Origin of the sequence: Streptomyces sp. NBC_01267, assembly GCF_036241575.1 — a bacterium.
GTDB lineage: Bacteria > Actinomycetota > Actinomycetes > Streptomycetales > Streptomycetaceae > Streptomyces.
Genome location: NZ_CP108455.1, coordinates 6,964,709 through 6,979,571, shown reverse-complemented (window position 1 = coordinate 6,979,571; position 14,863 = coordinate 6,964,709). Strand labels below are relative to the sequence as shown.

Sequence of the window (14,863 nt, the reverse complement as noted above, 5' to 3'; positions counted from 1 at the left end):
TCAGTCCCCGGTCCTCGGGGCGCCGCGGAGGACGGAGTTGCCCTCGTGCGTGGCCGGTGCGCCCGCGGCGTCGGGGACATCGAGCTGGAGACGGCCGCTGAGGCCGTAGAACGCGACCGGGTTCCGCCACAGGACCTCGTCGACGTCGTCCTCGGTGAAGCCCGCCTTCAGCATGGCCACGGCAACCCGGCGGGTGGTGAGCGGGTCGCTCTTTCCCCAGTCCGCCGCCGAGTTGACCAGGATCTTCCCGGTTCCGTAGGTCTGCAGGACGCTGACCATCCGGTCCTCGTCCATCTTGGTGTCGGGGTAGATCGAGAAGCCGAGCCAGCAGCCGCTGTCAGTGGCGTCCTCTACGGTCGTCTCATTGAGGTGATCCAGCAGGACACGGTCCGGGGGAAGGTCCGATTCATGGACGACGTCGATGGTGCGGTGCAGGCCCGCGAGTTTGTCGCGGTGCGGGGTGTGGACCAGGGCGGGGAGCCCGTGGTCGGCGGCCAGTTGGAGCTGGGCGGCGAGCGCGGTGTCCTCGGCGGGTGTCATGGAGTCGTAGCCGATCTCACCGACGGCGACGACCTGGTCCTTGCGGAGATAGCGGGGCAGTTCGTCGAGGACCGGGGTGCAGCGGGGGTCGTTGGCCTCTTTGGGGTTGAGGGCGATCGTGCAGTGGTGGGCGATGCCGTACTGCGCGGCGCGGAAGGGCTCCCAGCCGATGAGCGCGTCGAAGTAGTCGTAGAAGCTCTCCGGCGCCGTGCGGGGCTGGCCCAGCCAGAAGGCGGGTTCCACCAGGGCGCGTACGCCTGCTTCGTGCATGGCCTGGTAGTCGTCGGTGGTGCGGGAGGTCATATGGATGTGGGGGTCGAAGATACGCATCAGATCTGCTGCTCCTCTGCGGTCAGGGCCAGTGCGCGGTGGAGATCCACGGGGATGTCGCGGCCCGCTGCGGCGCGCTCGGCGGCGTAGTCGGCGAGCATGCGGGCCAGTTCGGCGTCACCACGGGCGCGGCTGTCCAGGCCGTGCACGGCGCTCACGGGGACCCCGGTGAAGAGGCACTTGAGTACGGCGTGCCGCCAGGCGTGCGGGTCCAGGTGGGCGGTGGCGTACGGACCGACGGCCGCGGCGACCAGCCGGGTGTCGTTGGCGCGCAGCGCGTCCTGGATCAGTGGGGTTCCGTCGCCGGGTGCGAGGCCGAGGTACGGCAGGGCGAGGAGTACGGCGCGGCGTTCGGCTGCCGAGCCCTGCTGGTAGAGGCGGGTGAGGGTGGCGGGGTCGGTGCGGGCCGCGGTGAGGAGGAGGACGCGTACGGCGTCGGCGTGCTCAGGTCCGCACGCGCGCCCTGCTGCGGCGAATCCCACCTCCCATTCCGCCGTGCGCTGTTCGGCATCGGCAACGGCCCCGCCCAGCCAGGCACCGGATGCCGGGGAGAGCTGTGCGAGCAGATCCTGGCGGGTCATCAGAGGGGTCATCAGGGGCGTCGTCAGCATGTGGGGATCTCCTTCCGGCCCCGCGGGCGCGCCTGCGTTTGTGGCTGGCCCTGTGTCCGGGCCTGTGTCTGTGGCTTTGCCTGTGTCTGTGGCTTTGCCTGCGTCTGTGGCTTTGCCTGCGTCCGGGCCGGTGCCTGTGGCCGGGCCGCACGGAGGAAGTCCAGGGAGGTACGGGCCAGTTCGGGGCCCGCGTGGGAGTGGCGGGGCAGTTCGACGACGGTCAGGCCCTGGTAGCCGGAGTCGGCGATCGCTTCGAGCACGGGCGGGAAGTCGATCTCGCCCTCGCCGAACGGAAGGTGTTCGTGGACGCCTCGGCGCATGTCCTCGATCTGGATGTGCCGCAGCCAGGGGCCGGCTTCGCGGACGCAGTCGGCGGGCGGAGCCGGTTCCAGACACTGACAGTGTCCGATGTCGAGGGTGAGCCCGAGGGGTTCCGGGTCGCCGAGGATGCGGCGGAGGTGATGGAAGTCGGCGAGACAGGAGAGGAGATGGCCTGGTTCGGGTTCGACGGCGAGCGGTACGCCGGCGGAGCGCGCGGCGTCCAGGACGGGGGTGAGCGCCTGAGCGAGGCGCTGCCATGCCGCGTCCCGGCCGGTCCCGGGCGGCAGGGTCCCGCTGAAGCAGTGCACGGCGTGGGCGCCCAGGTCGGCGGCGACCTGCACGGCCCGTACCAGCATCCGGACCCGGACGGCACGGTCGTCCGGGTCCGGTTCGAGGAGGGACGGACCGTGTTTGCGTCGCGGATCGAGTACGTAGCGGGCGCCGGTCTCGACGGTGACGCCCAGACCGAGCCGATCGAGGGTGCGCGCCAACTGCCGGGTGCGGACACCGAGACCGGGGGCGACGGGGTCGAGGTGCATGTGGTCGAGAGTCAGCCCGACGCCGTCGTAGCCGAGATCGGCGAGGAGGCCCAGTGCGTCGTCGATCCGCAGGTCGGTGAGGCCGTTGGTGCCGTATCCGAGGCGGAGGCTCATGTGGGGCTCACCTTCCGTGCGAGGGTGCGGGCGAGCGGGGCGAGGGCGAGCAGGGCCGCAGCGGTGCCGGGGGCGCCTGCCCTGGCGGCGAGGGCTGACTGGAGCGGGATCATGGCCCGGATGCCGCCGCCCACCGCCTGCTGGGTGAGCGCCGGGGAGGGGTTGAGGGCGGCGTGGAGGTAGGGCTTGGCGGCGGTGCCGAGATATCCGGCGGCGGTGACGGCCGAGGCTGCGGCGGTGACGGCCGAGGCGGTGGCGGTGGCGGTCGGAGCCGAGGTGCCTCCGCTCCGTACCGCAGCGCAGCCCAGCGCCGCCGTGGCTGCCAGCGCGGCGATCGGCACGGCCGTCGAGCCGCCGTGTGTCTCGTGCCGGGACACCGAGGTCACGGCGTAGGTGTGCGTGGCGAGCAGCGCAGCCGCCCCCCAGGCGTGACGCGCCCGGCGGGTGCCGTGGCCCTCCCCCGGGCGCGCCGGACCCGCCCGACCCGTCGCCGTCGCGCCCAGCATCAGGTCCAGCGCTCGGGCCGCCGCCATGGCCGCGGGACCCGCCGGTGTGTGCTTCAGCTTCAGGTCGTAGGCCCAGACCGTTCCCGCGAGCGCCGTGGCCACAGCCAGCGCGGGGCGGCCCGCACGGGCGGACAGGGCCAGGCCCGCCGCGGTCAGGGCGCCCGCCGTCGCCAGCGCCGCCCGCGGCGTGACGCGACCCGAGGGGATCGGGCGGTGCGGACGGTCGATGGCGTCCTCCGCACGGTCCGCCCAGTCGTTGAGTGCCATCCCCGCCTCGTACAGGCAGAGCGAGGCCCCGACGGCGTACGCCGTGCCACGGCCGGGACGCAGCCCTGCCGCCGCGGCTCCGGCCAGGGCGTCGCCGGGGACCGTGAACAGGGCCGAGATCCGCAGCAGTTCGGCCCAGGCGCCCGGCTTCACCGGCCTTCCCGCGCACCATCGGCAGACAGGTGACCGGCAGACACCCGGTCAGCAGGCAGTCGGTCGCCCCCGAGCGGTTGCTCCACGAGCGCTTGCTCCACGAGGGGATCCTCACCGAGCGAGTCCTCACCGAGCGGTTGCTCCGCGAGCGGGCCCTCCCCGAGCCGCTCGGCAAAGGCAAGGAGTCGCCCGTACTGCTCGGAGAGGGCGGCCGGACCCCCGTCGGGATCCTTGAAGTAGAAGCCGAGTGCGGGCAGCGGCCCGGAGAGGCCCGCCTCGTGGGCGCGGGCCACCAGCCGGGCCAGGTCCAGCACCAGCGGCGCCGCGAGTGCCGAGTCGCAGCCCTGCCAGATCGTCTGGAGGACCATGCGGGTGCCGAGGAAACCGTCGAAGGCGATGTGGTCCCAGGCCGTCTTCCAGTCGCCGAGCACGGGCACGTCGTCGATGTGCACCTCCCCCTCGGGGGCCGCGCCCAGGGTGTCCGTGAGGACCCGTTCCTTGCCCGCGTTCTTCGCGGCGGCGGCAGCCGGATCGGCGAGGGCCGCGCCGTCGCCGCCGCCGAGGAGATTGCTGCCCGACCAGGCGCGTACGGACAGCGCGCGCTGGGCGAACATCGGTGCCAGGACCGAGCGGAGCAGGGTCTGGCCGGTCTTCCCGTCGCGCCCCGCGTACGGCAGTCCGCTCGCTCCGGCGGCGACCGCCAGGGCCGGGGTGCGCAGGCCGGTGGACGGGGTGAAGTTGACGTACGGGCAACCGGCCCGGAGGGCAGCCGCCGCGTAGAGGGAGCTGGCGGGCAGGCGGGGATCGTCCGGACCGGGGGCCGGTTCGGTGGAGGACACGTTGACGACCACCGCGCGGGCCAGGTCCTGGCTCCGCACGAAGGCCGTGAGGTCGGCGGCGAAGGCGGTGACGAGTTCCTCGTCGGTGCGGGTGTCACCGGGGAGCGGGCCGCCGGGCCTGATCTCCCGGTCCGCGGCGGCCAGTTCACTGCGCACGGCCGACGGCAGCCCGTGCGGCAGTACCCCTCCCTCGGCCAGCGCCTCGGCCCGCTTCGGCAGCGGGCAGCTAGCCGTGTCGTGCCCGCCGAAGACCAGGGAGGCGAGCGGCGGAAGCCCCGCCGGGACGAACGGCGGTGTCTCGGTGACCATCCCGGTCGCCGGGTGGAGCCCTGCGGTGACCGCCGCACACCCCGCTACCGCGGTGGTGGCCACTGAGCCACGTGCTCCGATGAACCAGACTCCGGTGCGTGCGGGCCGTGCTGTCACGGACTGCCTCCCTGGCTGGGTGCTGGTGGAGGGCGGCGGGCGGGGATTCGGCGTCTCCCCGCCCGCCGCCGGCTGTTGGCCGCGGCGTCACGCCACCGGCGGCGGCAGCTCCTTGAGCTGGATGTCCCGGAAGGACACGTGGTCGTCGGAGCTGTGGTTCTGGATGCCGATGTAGCCGTCCTTCAGGCTGCGCGCCGGGTCGGTGTTGGTGAAGTCGTTGATCTTCACCCCGTTGAGGAAGACGGTGAGCCGCTCCCCCGCCACCCGGATCTCGTAGGTGTTCCACTGGCCGGGCGGCCTGAGCACCCGGTCACGGGCCTTCAGGTCCGCCGACTTGAACGTGTAGACGGCTCCGGTGGTGCGGTCGGGGGCGTCGGTGGCGTCGATCTGCACCTCGTAGCCGTTGTCGACGGCCGACCAGGGGTCGTCGGACTCGGGGAAGCCCACGAAGACACCCGAGTTGTCGTCGCCGGTCATCTTCCAGTCGAGTTTCAGCGAGTAGGAGCCGAGTTCCTTCGCCTGGTAGGTGAGGAGCCCCATGCCACCGTCGGAGCGCAGTTCACCGTCGACGACGTCGAACTTCCCCGGCCCCGCCTGCTTCCAGCCGTCCAGGGTCTTGCCGTTGAAGATCGTGCGGTAGCCGGATTCCGGCTTGCAGTCCGCCTTGACCTGCCCTGCGGCGTAGCGCAGTCCGCCGAGGAGGTGCTGGCGGAAGGCCGGGTCGGCGTAGGACTCCTTGGTGTGGCCGAGCCCGGTGTAGAAGGACCGCCCGCCCTGGTAGGTCTGGCACCAGGCGATCGGGTGATCGCCCTTCATGGTGCCGCCGGTGTAGGTGGTCTCGTCCAGGGTGGCCAGGACGTGGGTCTGCTTGCGCGGGTTGGTGCGGTAGTTGTACAGCTCGTCGGTGCGCTCCCAGCTGTCACCGAGGTGCGCGGTCGCCGGGTTGGTGCGGTCCTCGACGCGTACCGTCACCGGCTGGATCTGCGGGTGCGAGTCGAAGTAGGCGCCCACGAGCCCGCCGTAGAACGGCCAGTCGTACTCGGTGTCGGCCGCGGCGTGCACGCCCAGGTAGCCGCCGCCGGTGGTGATGTAGTTCTCGAACGCCTTCTGCTGGTCGGCGTCGAGGACGTCACCGGTGGTGGAGAGGAAGACCACCGCGTCGTAGCGGGCGAGGTTGCTGGTGGTGAACTGGCCGGCCTCCTCGGTCGCGTCGACGGTGATGTTGCTGCCCTTGCCGAGTTCCTTGAGCGCCGCGATGCCGTCGGGGATGGCGTCGTGGCGGAACCCGGCGGTCTTGGAGAAGACCAGGACCCGTTTGGCCGTCCGGTCCACCGGGGTGCTGGAGATCTCGAAGTCGTCGACGTCGTAGAGCGCCCCGTCGCCGCCCTTGAAGACCAGGAAGAGTTCGGTGGCCTTCTTCGGTACGCCGCGCAGCGGTACGTCGATGTCCTGGAAGGTGTCCCAGCTGCCGGTCACCGGGACCGGTGCGGAGCCGAGCAGTTGCCCCGTGGCCGAGCCGGTCCGTACTTCGAGGAAGCCGCCCGAGCCGCCGGAGGCGATTCTCGCGGTGAGCTTGGTGGAGCCGTCCAGGATGTACGGCTTGAAGGAGATCCAGTCGCCGTTCTGGATGTCACCGACCGTCTTGCCGCCCTCGGCACCGGCCTTCTCCTGGATCGTGATGCCGGAGGAGCCGGTGAAGTGCTCCGCCTGCCGGTGCCTGGGCTGGAGCTGGGCCTGGTCGTGGCCGGTGAGCGCGGCCTGGCCGCCGCCCCCGCCGTCGGTGTACGAGGCGTCGATGACCCCGAACACATTGGCGTTGGGGTCGTGCCCGCCGTCGATCGCGGTCTTGATGGTGCCGGAGCAGCCGTTGGCGGTGGTGATGGGGTGGCCGTGGCTGTCGTGGCCCAGGATGAACCGCACCTCGACCTTGGCGCAGTCGATCGCGCCGTCCTCCGGGTCGGTGACGGTCACCTTGAACGGGACCTCGTCGCCGAAGGTGAACAGCTGCCCGTCACCGGGCAGGTCCAGCGTCACCTTCGGCGCGGTGTTGCCGACCGTGACGTGGGCGCTCGCCGAACCGGTGCGCCCGGTGGGGTCCTCGGCGGTGACGGTGGCGGTGTAGGTGCCGTTCTGTTTGTACGTGTGGGTGGGATCGGCCTCGGTGGAGGTGCCGCCGTCGCCGAAGTCCCAGCTGTAGGTGAGGGCGTCGCCGTCGGCGTCGGTGGTGCCCGCCGAGGAGAAGGTGGTGCGCAGCGGCGCCGTGCCGGAGGTCTTGCTCGCCGATGCCTCGGCGACGGGCGAGTGGCCGCCGGTGGCGTTCTCGATGCGGTAGAGCCCGGTGTTCTCGTCCCCGCCGAACCAGGAGGTTCCGTAGTCGAGGACGTACAGCGCGCCGTCCGGCCCGAAGGCCATGTCCATCACCTGGGTGCCGGTCCACGGAATGGGGTTGATGGACTGGACGGTGCCGTCGTCGGACGAAGTGATGCGCTTGATCCAGCGGCGGCCGAACTCACCGGCGAAGAAGTCGCCGTCGTAGGCCTGCGGGAATTTGACCGGCGAGTCGAGGTTCGCGTCGTAGTGGTAGACGGGCCCGCCCATCGGGGACTCGGAGCCGTCGCCGAACTCGGGCACGGACCCGCCGTCGTACGGGATCCAGGCCTCCTGCGCGGGCGGCAGGTCGGTCAGTCCGGTGTTGTGCGGCGAGGTGTTCTTCGGGGCCGCGCAGTCGAAGGTGGCACCCGAGGTGCCGGTCGCGAAGTCGTAGTCGACATAGGGGTCGTTCTTGCCGGTGCAGAACGGCCAGCCGAAGTTCCCCGCCTTGGTGACCCGGGCGAACTCGACCTGTCCGGCCGGACCGCGCTTCGGGTCGGCGGCGCCCGCGTCGGGCCCGTAGTCACCGACGTACACGATGCCGGTGGCCTTGTCGACGCTGAACCGGAAGGGGTTGCGGAAGCCCATGGCGTAGATCTCCGGGCGGGTCTTGTCCGTGCCCACGGGGAAGAGGTTCCCGTCCGGGATCGAGTACGACGCGTCGTCCTCGACCTTGATCCGGAGGATCTTGCCCCGCAGGTCGTTGGTGTTGCCCGCGGAGCGCCGTGCGTCGTACGCCGGGTTGCGGTCGGGCCGCTCGTCGATGGGGGTGAAGCCGTCGGAGGCGAAGGGGTTCGAGTCGTCACCGGTCGAGAGGTACAGGTTTCCCTGGGCGTCGAAGTCGATGTCACCGCCGACGTGGCAGCAGATGCCGCGGCTGGTCGGGACGTCGAGGATCTTCTTCTCGCTGGCGCTGTCGAGGGTGCCGTCCGTCTTCAGTACGAAACGGGAGAGCCGGTTCACGCCGTCGAACTTCGCGAAGTCGGCCGCGGTGCCGTTGTCGGGCGCGTCGCCGGCCGGGGTGTCCAGCGGGGGCGCGTAGTAGAGGTAGATGAAGCGGTTCTCGGTGAATCCGGGGTCGATGCCGACGCCCTGGAGTCCTTCCTCGTCGTGGTTGTAGACGGGGAGGGTGCCGGAGATCCGGGTGTTGCCCGCGGCGTCGGTGATCCGTAGTTCGCCGCTGCGTGCGGTGTGCAGCACGCTCCGGTCGGGGAGCACGGCGAGGGACATGGGTTCGCCGGTCTCTTCCCCGCCCTTGGCCAGGGTGACCTGCTGGAAGTCCTCGGCCGCCGGTGCGACGCGGGTGTCGGGGTCGGCAGCCGAGGCGCCGTTCGGGGCGGTGAGGGTGAGCGTTGCCGCGGTGAGCAGTGCGCCGGTGAGGAGTGCGAGTACTTTCCGGGCTCTGAGCCGTTTTCTGTGCACGTGTGTCCTCCGGGTACGAACCGGTTCTACGGGTGGGTGGCCGTGGCTGCCGGTGTGCGCCGTCACTCCGGAGCCCTCATTCATGTCCTGTACACCTCAAGGACGGTAGCCGCGTTCGTCCGGGGCGGATACCCCTTGCGCGGCAACGAAGTCAACTTTCTCCAGCAGCAGGACAAAGATGCTCCGGGGCAGCGGGCACCGACCCGGCGACGGCTCTTCCGCCGCCGGGCTACGGGTTGCCGCACCTCCGGCCGGGTCGGGCTTGCGGGACAGCCCTTACGCGCCGCCCCCGAAGGCGGCGTCGAAGGACGCCGTGGGCGGGTCGAAGTTGAAGGCCTTCAGCCGGGTGAGCGCCTCCGGGGCACCGGCCAGCCGGTCCATCCCCGCGTCCTCCCACTCGACCGAGACCGGCCCCCGGTAGCCGATGGAGTTGAGCATCCGGAAGACGTCCTCCCAGGGGACGTCACCGTGCCCCGCCGAGACGAAGTCCCAGCCGCGTCTCGGGTCGCCCCACGGCAGGTGCGAGCCGAGCCTGCCGTTGCGCCCGTCCAGCCGGGTACGGGCCTCCTTGCAGTCCACGTGGTAGATCCGGTCACGGAAGTCGTGGAGGAAGCCGACCGGGTCGAGGTCCTGCCAGACGAAGTGGCTGGGGTCGAAGTTCAGCCCGAAGGCGGGCCGGTGGCCGACGGCGTCCAGCGCCAGCTGGGTGGTCCAGTAGTCGTACGCGATCTCGCTCGGGTGCACCTCGTGGGCGAAGCGCACCCCCTCGGCGTCGAAGACGTCCAGAATCGGGTTCCAGCGCTCGGCGAAGTCCTGGTAGCCGCGGTCGATCATGTGCGGCGGCACGGGCGGGAACATCGCCAGCAGGTGCCAGATGGACGAACCGGTGAACCCGATGACGGTCCGCACCCCGAAGGCCGCCGCGGCCCGTGCGGTGTCCTTCATCTCCTGCGCCGCCCGTCGGCGTACCCCCTCGCCGTCCCCGTCGCCCCAGATCCGGGCGGGCAGGATCGCCTGATGGCGCTCGTCGATGATGCTGTCGCAGACGGCCTGGCCCACCAGGTGGTTGGAGACCGCCCAGCACGTGAGCCCGTAGCTGTCCAGCAGTTGGCGCCGCGAGTCGAGATAGCCGGGGTCGTGCAGCGCCTTGTCGACCTCGAAGTGGTCTCCCCAGCAGGCGAGTTCGAGACCGTCGTAGCCGAAGTCGCGGGCGAGGCGGCAGACCTCCGCCAGGGGCAGATCGGCCCACTGGCCGGTGAAGAGCGTGAAGGGACGCGGCATACCTGACCTCCTATTCCGGTACGGACTGATCGGGCACGAGCTGATCGGGCACGGGCTGATCGGGCGCGGGGCTCACGGGGGTGTAGACGGCCCGCTTGGCCGCGCTCTCCTCCACCGCCGCCAGCACCCGCTGGACCTGGAGTCCGTCGGCGAAGGACGGCGACGGGTCGGTCCCGGCGGCTATCGCCTCGACCAGGTCGCGGGCCTGGTGGACGAAGGTGTGTTCGTAGCCGATCGCGTGGCCGGGCGGCCACCAGGCGGCCATGTAGGGATGGTCCGGCTCGGTGACGAGGATCCGCCGGAAACCTGCCGAGACAGCCGGTTCCGTGTGGTCGTGGAAGAGCAGTTCGTTGAGCCGTTCCAGTTCGAAGGTGAGAGAGCCGCGCTCACCGTTGAGTTCGATGCGCAGCGCGTTCTTGTGTCCGGCCGCCATCCGGGTCGCCTCGAAGGTGACGAGCGCACCCGAGGCGAACCGTCCGGTGAACACGGCCGCGTCATCGACGGTGACCGGACCGCGTCCGACAGCCTCGGTGCCGTTCCCGGCCCCGGCCCCCTTCCCGTTCCCGGCCCCGGCCCCGGCCCCGGCCCCGGAGAGTCCGCTGGAGGCCCCGTCGAGGAGGGGCCGCTCCCGTACGAAGGTCTCGGTCAGCGCCGACACGCCCGCCAGCCGCTCCCCCGCCAGGTACTGCGCCAGGTCCACGATGTGTGCGCCCAGATCACCGAGCGCCCCCGACCCGGCGCTCTCGCGCTTCAGCCGCCAGGTCAGCGGGAACTCCGGGTCGACGAGCCAGTCCTGGAGGTAGCTGACGCGTACGTGCCGCAGCCTGCCCAGCCGTCCGTCCGCGACGAGCCGACGTCCGTACGCGACGGCGGGAGCGCGCCGGTAGTTGAAGCCGACCATCGCCAACTGGCCGTTCAGGCGCGCCATTTCGGCCGCCCGGACCATGGCCTGCGCCTCGGCGACCGTATTGGCGAGCGGCTTCTCGCACAGCACGTGCTTGCCCGCGGCCAGCGCCGCCGTCGCGATCTCCGCGTGGCTGTCGCCGGGGGTGCAGATGTCGACGAGCTGCACGTCGTCGCGGGCGACGAGGTCCCGCCAGTCGGTCTCGGCCGCCGCCCAGCCGTGCCGGTCCGCCGCCGCCCGTACCGCGGTCGCGTCCCGGCCGCAGACCGCCGCCATGACCGGTCGCATCGGCAGGTCGAAGACCCGGCCCGCGGTGCGCCACCCCTGGGAGTGGGCGGCGCCCATGAACGCGTATCCGACCATGCCGACGCCGAGCGTCGGCACACCGCTCCGGCCCCCTTCTCCGGCCGGGGGTCCGGGGATCGTCCCCCGTGAGACAGCAGCCATACGGAATCCTCCTCATCGGTCTCATACACATCGGTCACCCGGCGGGCCGCCCGGCCGGTCCGGTCAGCTGAAGCCCGTCGGGAGGTACTGGTCGACGTTGTCCTTGGTGACGACCGCCGAGTAGAGCGTGATCGAGGCCGGGATCTCCAGCTCGGAGAGCCCGCCGATGCCCTTGGCCTGGCCGAGCGCACGCGCCAGGTCGATGGCCGAGGCGGCCATGCTCGGCGGGTAGAGGACGGTGGCCTTCAGTACCGAGTTGTCGGCCTTGATCGCGTCCATCGCCGACCGGGAGCCCGCACCGCCGACCATCAGGAAGTCCTTGCGGCCCGCCTGCGCGATGGCGCGCAGGGCGCCCACCCCCTGGTCGTCGTCGTGGTTCCACATCGCGTCGAAGTGCTTCTGCGCCTGGAGCAGTTGTGCCGTCTTCGCCTGGCCGGACTCCACGGTGAAGTCGGCGGACTGCCGGGCCACCTTCTTGATGTTCGGGTAGTTCTTCAGGGCGTCGTCGAAGCCCTGGGTGCGCTGCTTGGTCAGCTCCAGGCCGTCGATCCCGGCCAGTTCGATGACCTTGGCGCCGGGCTTGTCCTTCAGCTGCTCGCCGATGTAGCGGCCCGCGTTGAGACCCATGCCGTAGCTGTCGCCGCCGACCCAGCAGCGGTAGGCCTGCGGTGAGGCGAAGATCCGGTCCAGGTTGATGACGGGGATGCCCGCCTTCATCGCCTGGAGTCCGACCTGGGTGAGCGCCTTGCCGTCGGCCGGCAGGATCACCAGGACATCGACCTTCTTGTTGATCAGGGTCTGCACCTGGCCGATCTGGGCCGCGGTGTCGTTGGCGCCCTCGGTGGCCTCCAGGGTCACGTCGGAGTACTTCTTCGCCTGTGACGTGGCGTTCTCGTTGATGGCGTTGAGCCAGCCGTGGTCGGCCTGCGGGCCCGCGAAGCCGATGGTGACGGCCTTGCCCGGCTTCGCGTCGGCGGCCGGGCGGCTGCTCACCTCCGTGTCCTTGCCCTTCGCCTTCGGCTCGTTGCTGGTGCAGGCGCTGAGGACGGCTGTCGCCGACACGGCTGCGGCGCCGAACAGCATTCCTCTGCGGCTGGTTCCCGGGTCTTGTCGCATGACGGTCGAACCCCTTCGTTCGAGTGGACGTGCAAAGGAGTGGAACGGCGGCACGGGTGCGGGTGTCAGGCCTCGCCGTCGCGCGCGGTACGGCGCTGGACCAGTACGGCGGCCACGATGATCGCGCCCTTGGCGATCTGCTGGACGTCACTCTGCAGGTTGTTGAGCGCGAAGATATTGGTGATCGTCGTGAAGACGAGGACGCCGAGGACCGAGCCGACGACGGTGCCGCGGCCACCGCTCAGCAGGGTGCCGCCGATGATCGCGGCGGCGATGGCGTCGAGTTCGTAGAGATTGCCGTTGGTGTTCTGCCCCGAGCCGGACAGGACGATCAGCATGAAGGCGGCGATGCCGCAGCACAGGCCGGAGAGCAGATAGAGGTAGAGCCGCTGGCGGCGTACGTCGATCCCGGCCAGCCGGGCCGCTTCCGCGTTGCCGCCGACCGCGACGGTCCGCCGCCCGAAGGTCGTACGGTTCAGCACCAGCCAGCCGACGACGGTGACCCCGGCGAAGAACAGCACCAGCGGCGGGATCCCGAGGACGTACGAGTCGGGGACCCCGAGATCGAGGACCTGCCCGACCGTCACGATCTGCGTCTTGCCGTCGGTGATCTGCAGGGCGAGTCCGCGGGCCGAAGCCAGCATCGCCAGGGTGGCGATGAACGGCACCATCCCGCCGTAGGCGATGAGTACGCCGTTGACGAGTCCGCAGCCCAGCCCCACCAGCATCGCGGTGCAGAGGATGCCCACGAAGCCGTACTCCTGGGTGGCCAGGGTCGTGGCCCAGACCGACGCGAGCGCGACGACCGCGCCCACCGACAGATCGATGCCGCCGCTGGTGATCACGAAGGTCATGCCGACGGTGACGACCCCGATGACCGAGGCCTGGGTGAGGACCAGTTGGAGGTTGCTGGTGGCCAGGAACTCGTCGGGTCTGGTGAAGCCGCCGACCGCGACGAGAACGGCGAGGACGCCGAGGAGGGAGAGATTGCGGACGTCGAGCCGCAGCCCCAGGGGCGCCCTGGGTCCACGACTCCCGGGCCGTGCCGTCGCGGTGGCGCCGGGGCTGTCCTGCTGCGCGGGTGAGGCGGGCTGTGTCATGGCGTGGGGCTCCCTTCCAGCACGAGGTCGAGTACGCGGTGCTCGTCCAGCTCCCCGGCGTCCGCCGCATGGACGACGCGCCCTTCGCGGAGCACCAGCACCCGGTCGGCGAGGCCCAGCACTTCGGGGACTTCGCTCGATACGAGGAGGACGGCCAGCCCTTCGTCGGCCAGCCTGCGGATCACGGCGTAGAGCTCGGCGCGGGCGCCGACGTCGACGCCCCTGGTGGGCTCGTCCAGCAGCAGGACCCGGCAGCCGCGCAACAGCCAGCGGGCCAGTACGGCCTTCTGCTGGTTGCCTCCGGAGAGGGTACGGACGCGGGCGTCGGGGTTGTCGGGACGCAGGTGCAGCTCACGGGTCGCGGCCTGTGCCGCCCGGCGCTCGGCGCCGCGGTCCAGCCAGCCCGCGCGGGAGAAGCGGGACATCGAGGAGACCGACACATTGCGGGTGACGGATTCCAGCATCAGCAGCGCCTGTGCCTTGCGCTCCTCGGGGGCCAGTCCGATACCGGCGCGGACGGCGGCGCGGACGCTGCCGGGCCGCAGCGGTTTCCCGTCGACGAGGACCCGGCCCGCGTCCGGCCTGCGCGCGCCGAAGACCGTCTCCAGGACCTCGGAGCGCCCCGATCCGACGAGCCCGGCCAGGCCGACGATCTCGCCGGGCCCGATCTCCAGGTCGAAGGGCGCGAACTCCCCGGCCCTGGTGAGTCCTTCGACGCGCAGCACCGGCGGGCCGGCGGGACTCCCCCTGTCCCGGCGCCGCTCGGGAAAGACGTACTCGACCGTGCGGCCGGTCATCATGGCAACGATGTCGCGGGTCGCGGTCTCCTCGGCGGGCAGCCCGCCCGCTACGGCCCGGCCGTCCTTCAGAACGGTCACCCGGTCACCGATGCGCCGGATCTCCTCCAGCCGGTGGGAGATGTACACGACGGCGACCCCGTCGGCGGTCAGGGTGGCGACGGTACGGAACAGGTTGTCGACCTCGTCCGGGTCGAGGGCGGCGGACGGCTCGTCCATCACGATCAGCCGTACGTCGTGGGAGAGCGCGCGCGCCATGGAGACGATCTGCTGCTGGGCGGCGGAGAGGGAGCCGACGCGGCGGCCCGCGTCGATCTCGGTGTGGCCGAGCCGCTTCAGGAGGGTGGCGGCCCCGGCCCGCTCCCGGCCGCCCCGTACGACGAAGCCCGCGGTGGTCGGCTCGTGACCGAGGAAGATGTTCTCCGCGACGGACAGCCCTTCCACGAGGTCGAGTTCCTGGTAGATGGTGGCGATACCCAGGCGCATCGCGGCGATCGGCGATCGGAGCCCGACCGGCTCGCCCCGCCAGGTGATCTGCCCGCCGTCGGGCTGGTGGACCCCGGCGAGCACCTTGATGAGGGTGGACTTGCCCGCGCCGTTCTGGCCGAGCAGGCAGTGGACTTCACCGGCCAGGACTTCGAGATCGACGCCATCGAGGGCGCGGACGCCGGGAAACGACTTGGTGATGCCGGACATCGTGAGCAGCGGTGGTTCTGGTGCCATGACGGATCCCCTCGGCGGTTCGGCCGGTGAGCGGGTGTTTCAGGGCAGGGCAGAGCT

The 14,863-nt window shown here is 71.1% G+C and carries 11 protein-coding genes; all 11 read right to left on the bottom strand.

Translation table 11 applies throughout. The features are described from left to right. The gene (locus tag OG709_RS31305; protein ID WP_329168545.1) at positions 1-870 is read right to left on the bottom strand and encodes a TatD family hydrolase; all 870 of its coding nucleotides are present in this window, start codon (positions 868-870) and stop codon (positions 1-3) included. After that, positions 870-1,481: an EboA domain-containing protein gene (locus tag OG709_RS31300; RefSeq protein ID WP_329168543.1), complete on the bottom strand. Its 612-nt coding sequence runs from the start codon at positions 1,479-1,481 to the stop codon at positions 870-872. Before OG709_RS31300 ends, OG709_RS31305 begins: the two co-directional genes overlap by 1 nt. Beyond that, positions 1,475-2,455 (bottom strand): TIM barrel protein, encoded by a 981-nt coding sequence (locus OG709_RS31295; protein ID WP_329168541.1) that lies wholly within the window; start codon positions 2,453-2,455, stop codon positions 1,475-1,477. The genes OG709_RS31300 and OG709_RS31295 overlap by 7 nt, the downstream gene beginning before the upstream one ends. Further along, positions 2,452-3,381, bottom strand: coding sequence for an SCO3242 family prenyltransferase (locus tag OG709_RS31290; RefSeq protein WP_329168539.1), 930 nt, complete (start codon positions 3,379-3,381; stop codon positions 2,452-2,454). Before OG709_RS31290 ends, OG709_RS31295 begins: the two co-directional genes overlap by 4 nt. After that, positions 3,378-4,646, bottom strand: a complete 1,269-nt coding sequence (locus OG709_RS31285) for an inositol-3-phosphate synthase (protein WP_443068562.1) — start codon at positions 4,644-4,646, stop codon at positions 3,378-3,380. The genes OG709_RS31290 and OG709_RS31285 overlap by 4 nt, the downstream gene beginning before the upstream one ends. A gap of 87 nt (positions 4,647-4,733) precedes the next feature. Continuing rightward, positions 4,734-8,438: a ThuA domain-containing protein gene (locus OG709_RS31280; RefSeq protein WP_443068561.1), complete on the bottom strand. Its 3,705-nt coding sequence runs from the start codon at positions 8,436-8,438 to the stop codon at positions 4,734-4,736. A gap of 276 nt (positions 8,439-8,714) precedes the next feature. Further along, positions 8,715-9,719 (bottom strand): sugar phosphate isomerase/epimerase family protein, encoded by a 1,005-nt coding sequence (locus tag OG709_RS31275; protein ID WP_250302717.1) that lies wholly within the window; start codon positions 9,717-9,719, stop codon positions 8,715-8,717. A gap of 10 nt (positions 9,720-9,729) precedes the next feature. Continuing rightward, positions 9,730-11,070: a Gfo/Idh/MocA family protein gene (locus tag OG709_RS31270; RefSeq protein WP_443068560.1), complete on the bottom strand. Its 1,341-nt coding sequence runs from the start codon at positions 11,068-11,070 to the stop codon at positions 9,730-9,732. A gap of 63 nt (positions 11,071-11,133) precedes the next feature. Then, a complete protein-coding gene (locus OG709_RS31265) occupies positions 11,134-12,186 on the bottom strand; it encodes a substrate-binding domain-containing protein (RefSeq protein ID WP_250302715.1) in 1,053 nt (350 codons plus the stop codon). Positions 12,187-12,251: 65 nt separating this feature from the next. Then, positions 12,252-13,286 (bottom strand): ABC transporter permease, encoded by a 1,035-nt coding sequence (locus tag OG709_RS31260; protein WP_250302713.1) that lies wholly within the window; start codon positions 13,284-13,286, stop codon positions 12,252-12,254. After that, positions 13,283-14,806 (bottom strand): sugar ABC transporter ATP-binding protein, encoded by a 1,524-nt coding sequence (locus OG709_RS31255; protein ID WP_250302712.1) that lies wholly within the window; start codon positions 14,804-14,806, stop codon positions 13,283-13,285. The genes OG709_RS31260 and OG709_RS31255 overlap by 4 nt, the downstream gene beginning before the upstream one ends. Positions 14,807-14,863 lie beyond the last annotated feature (57 nt).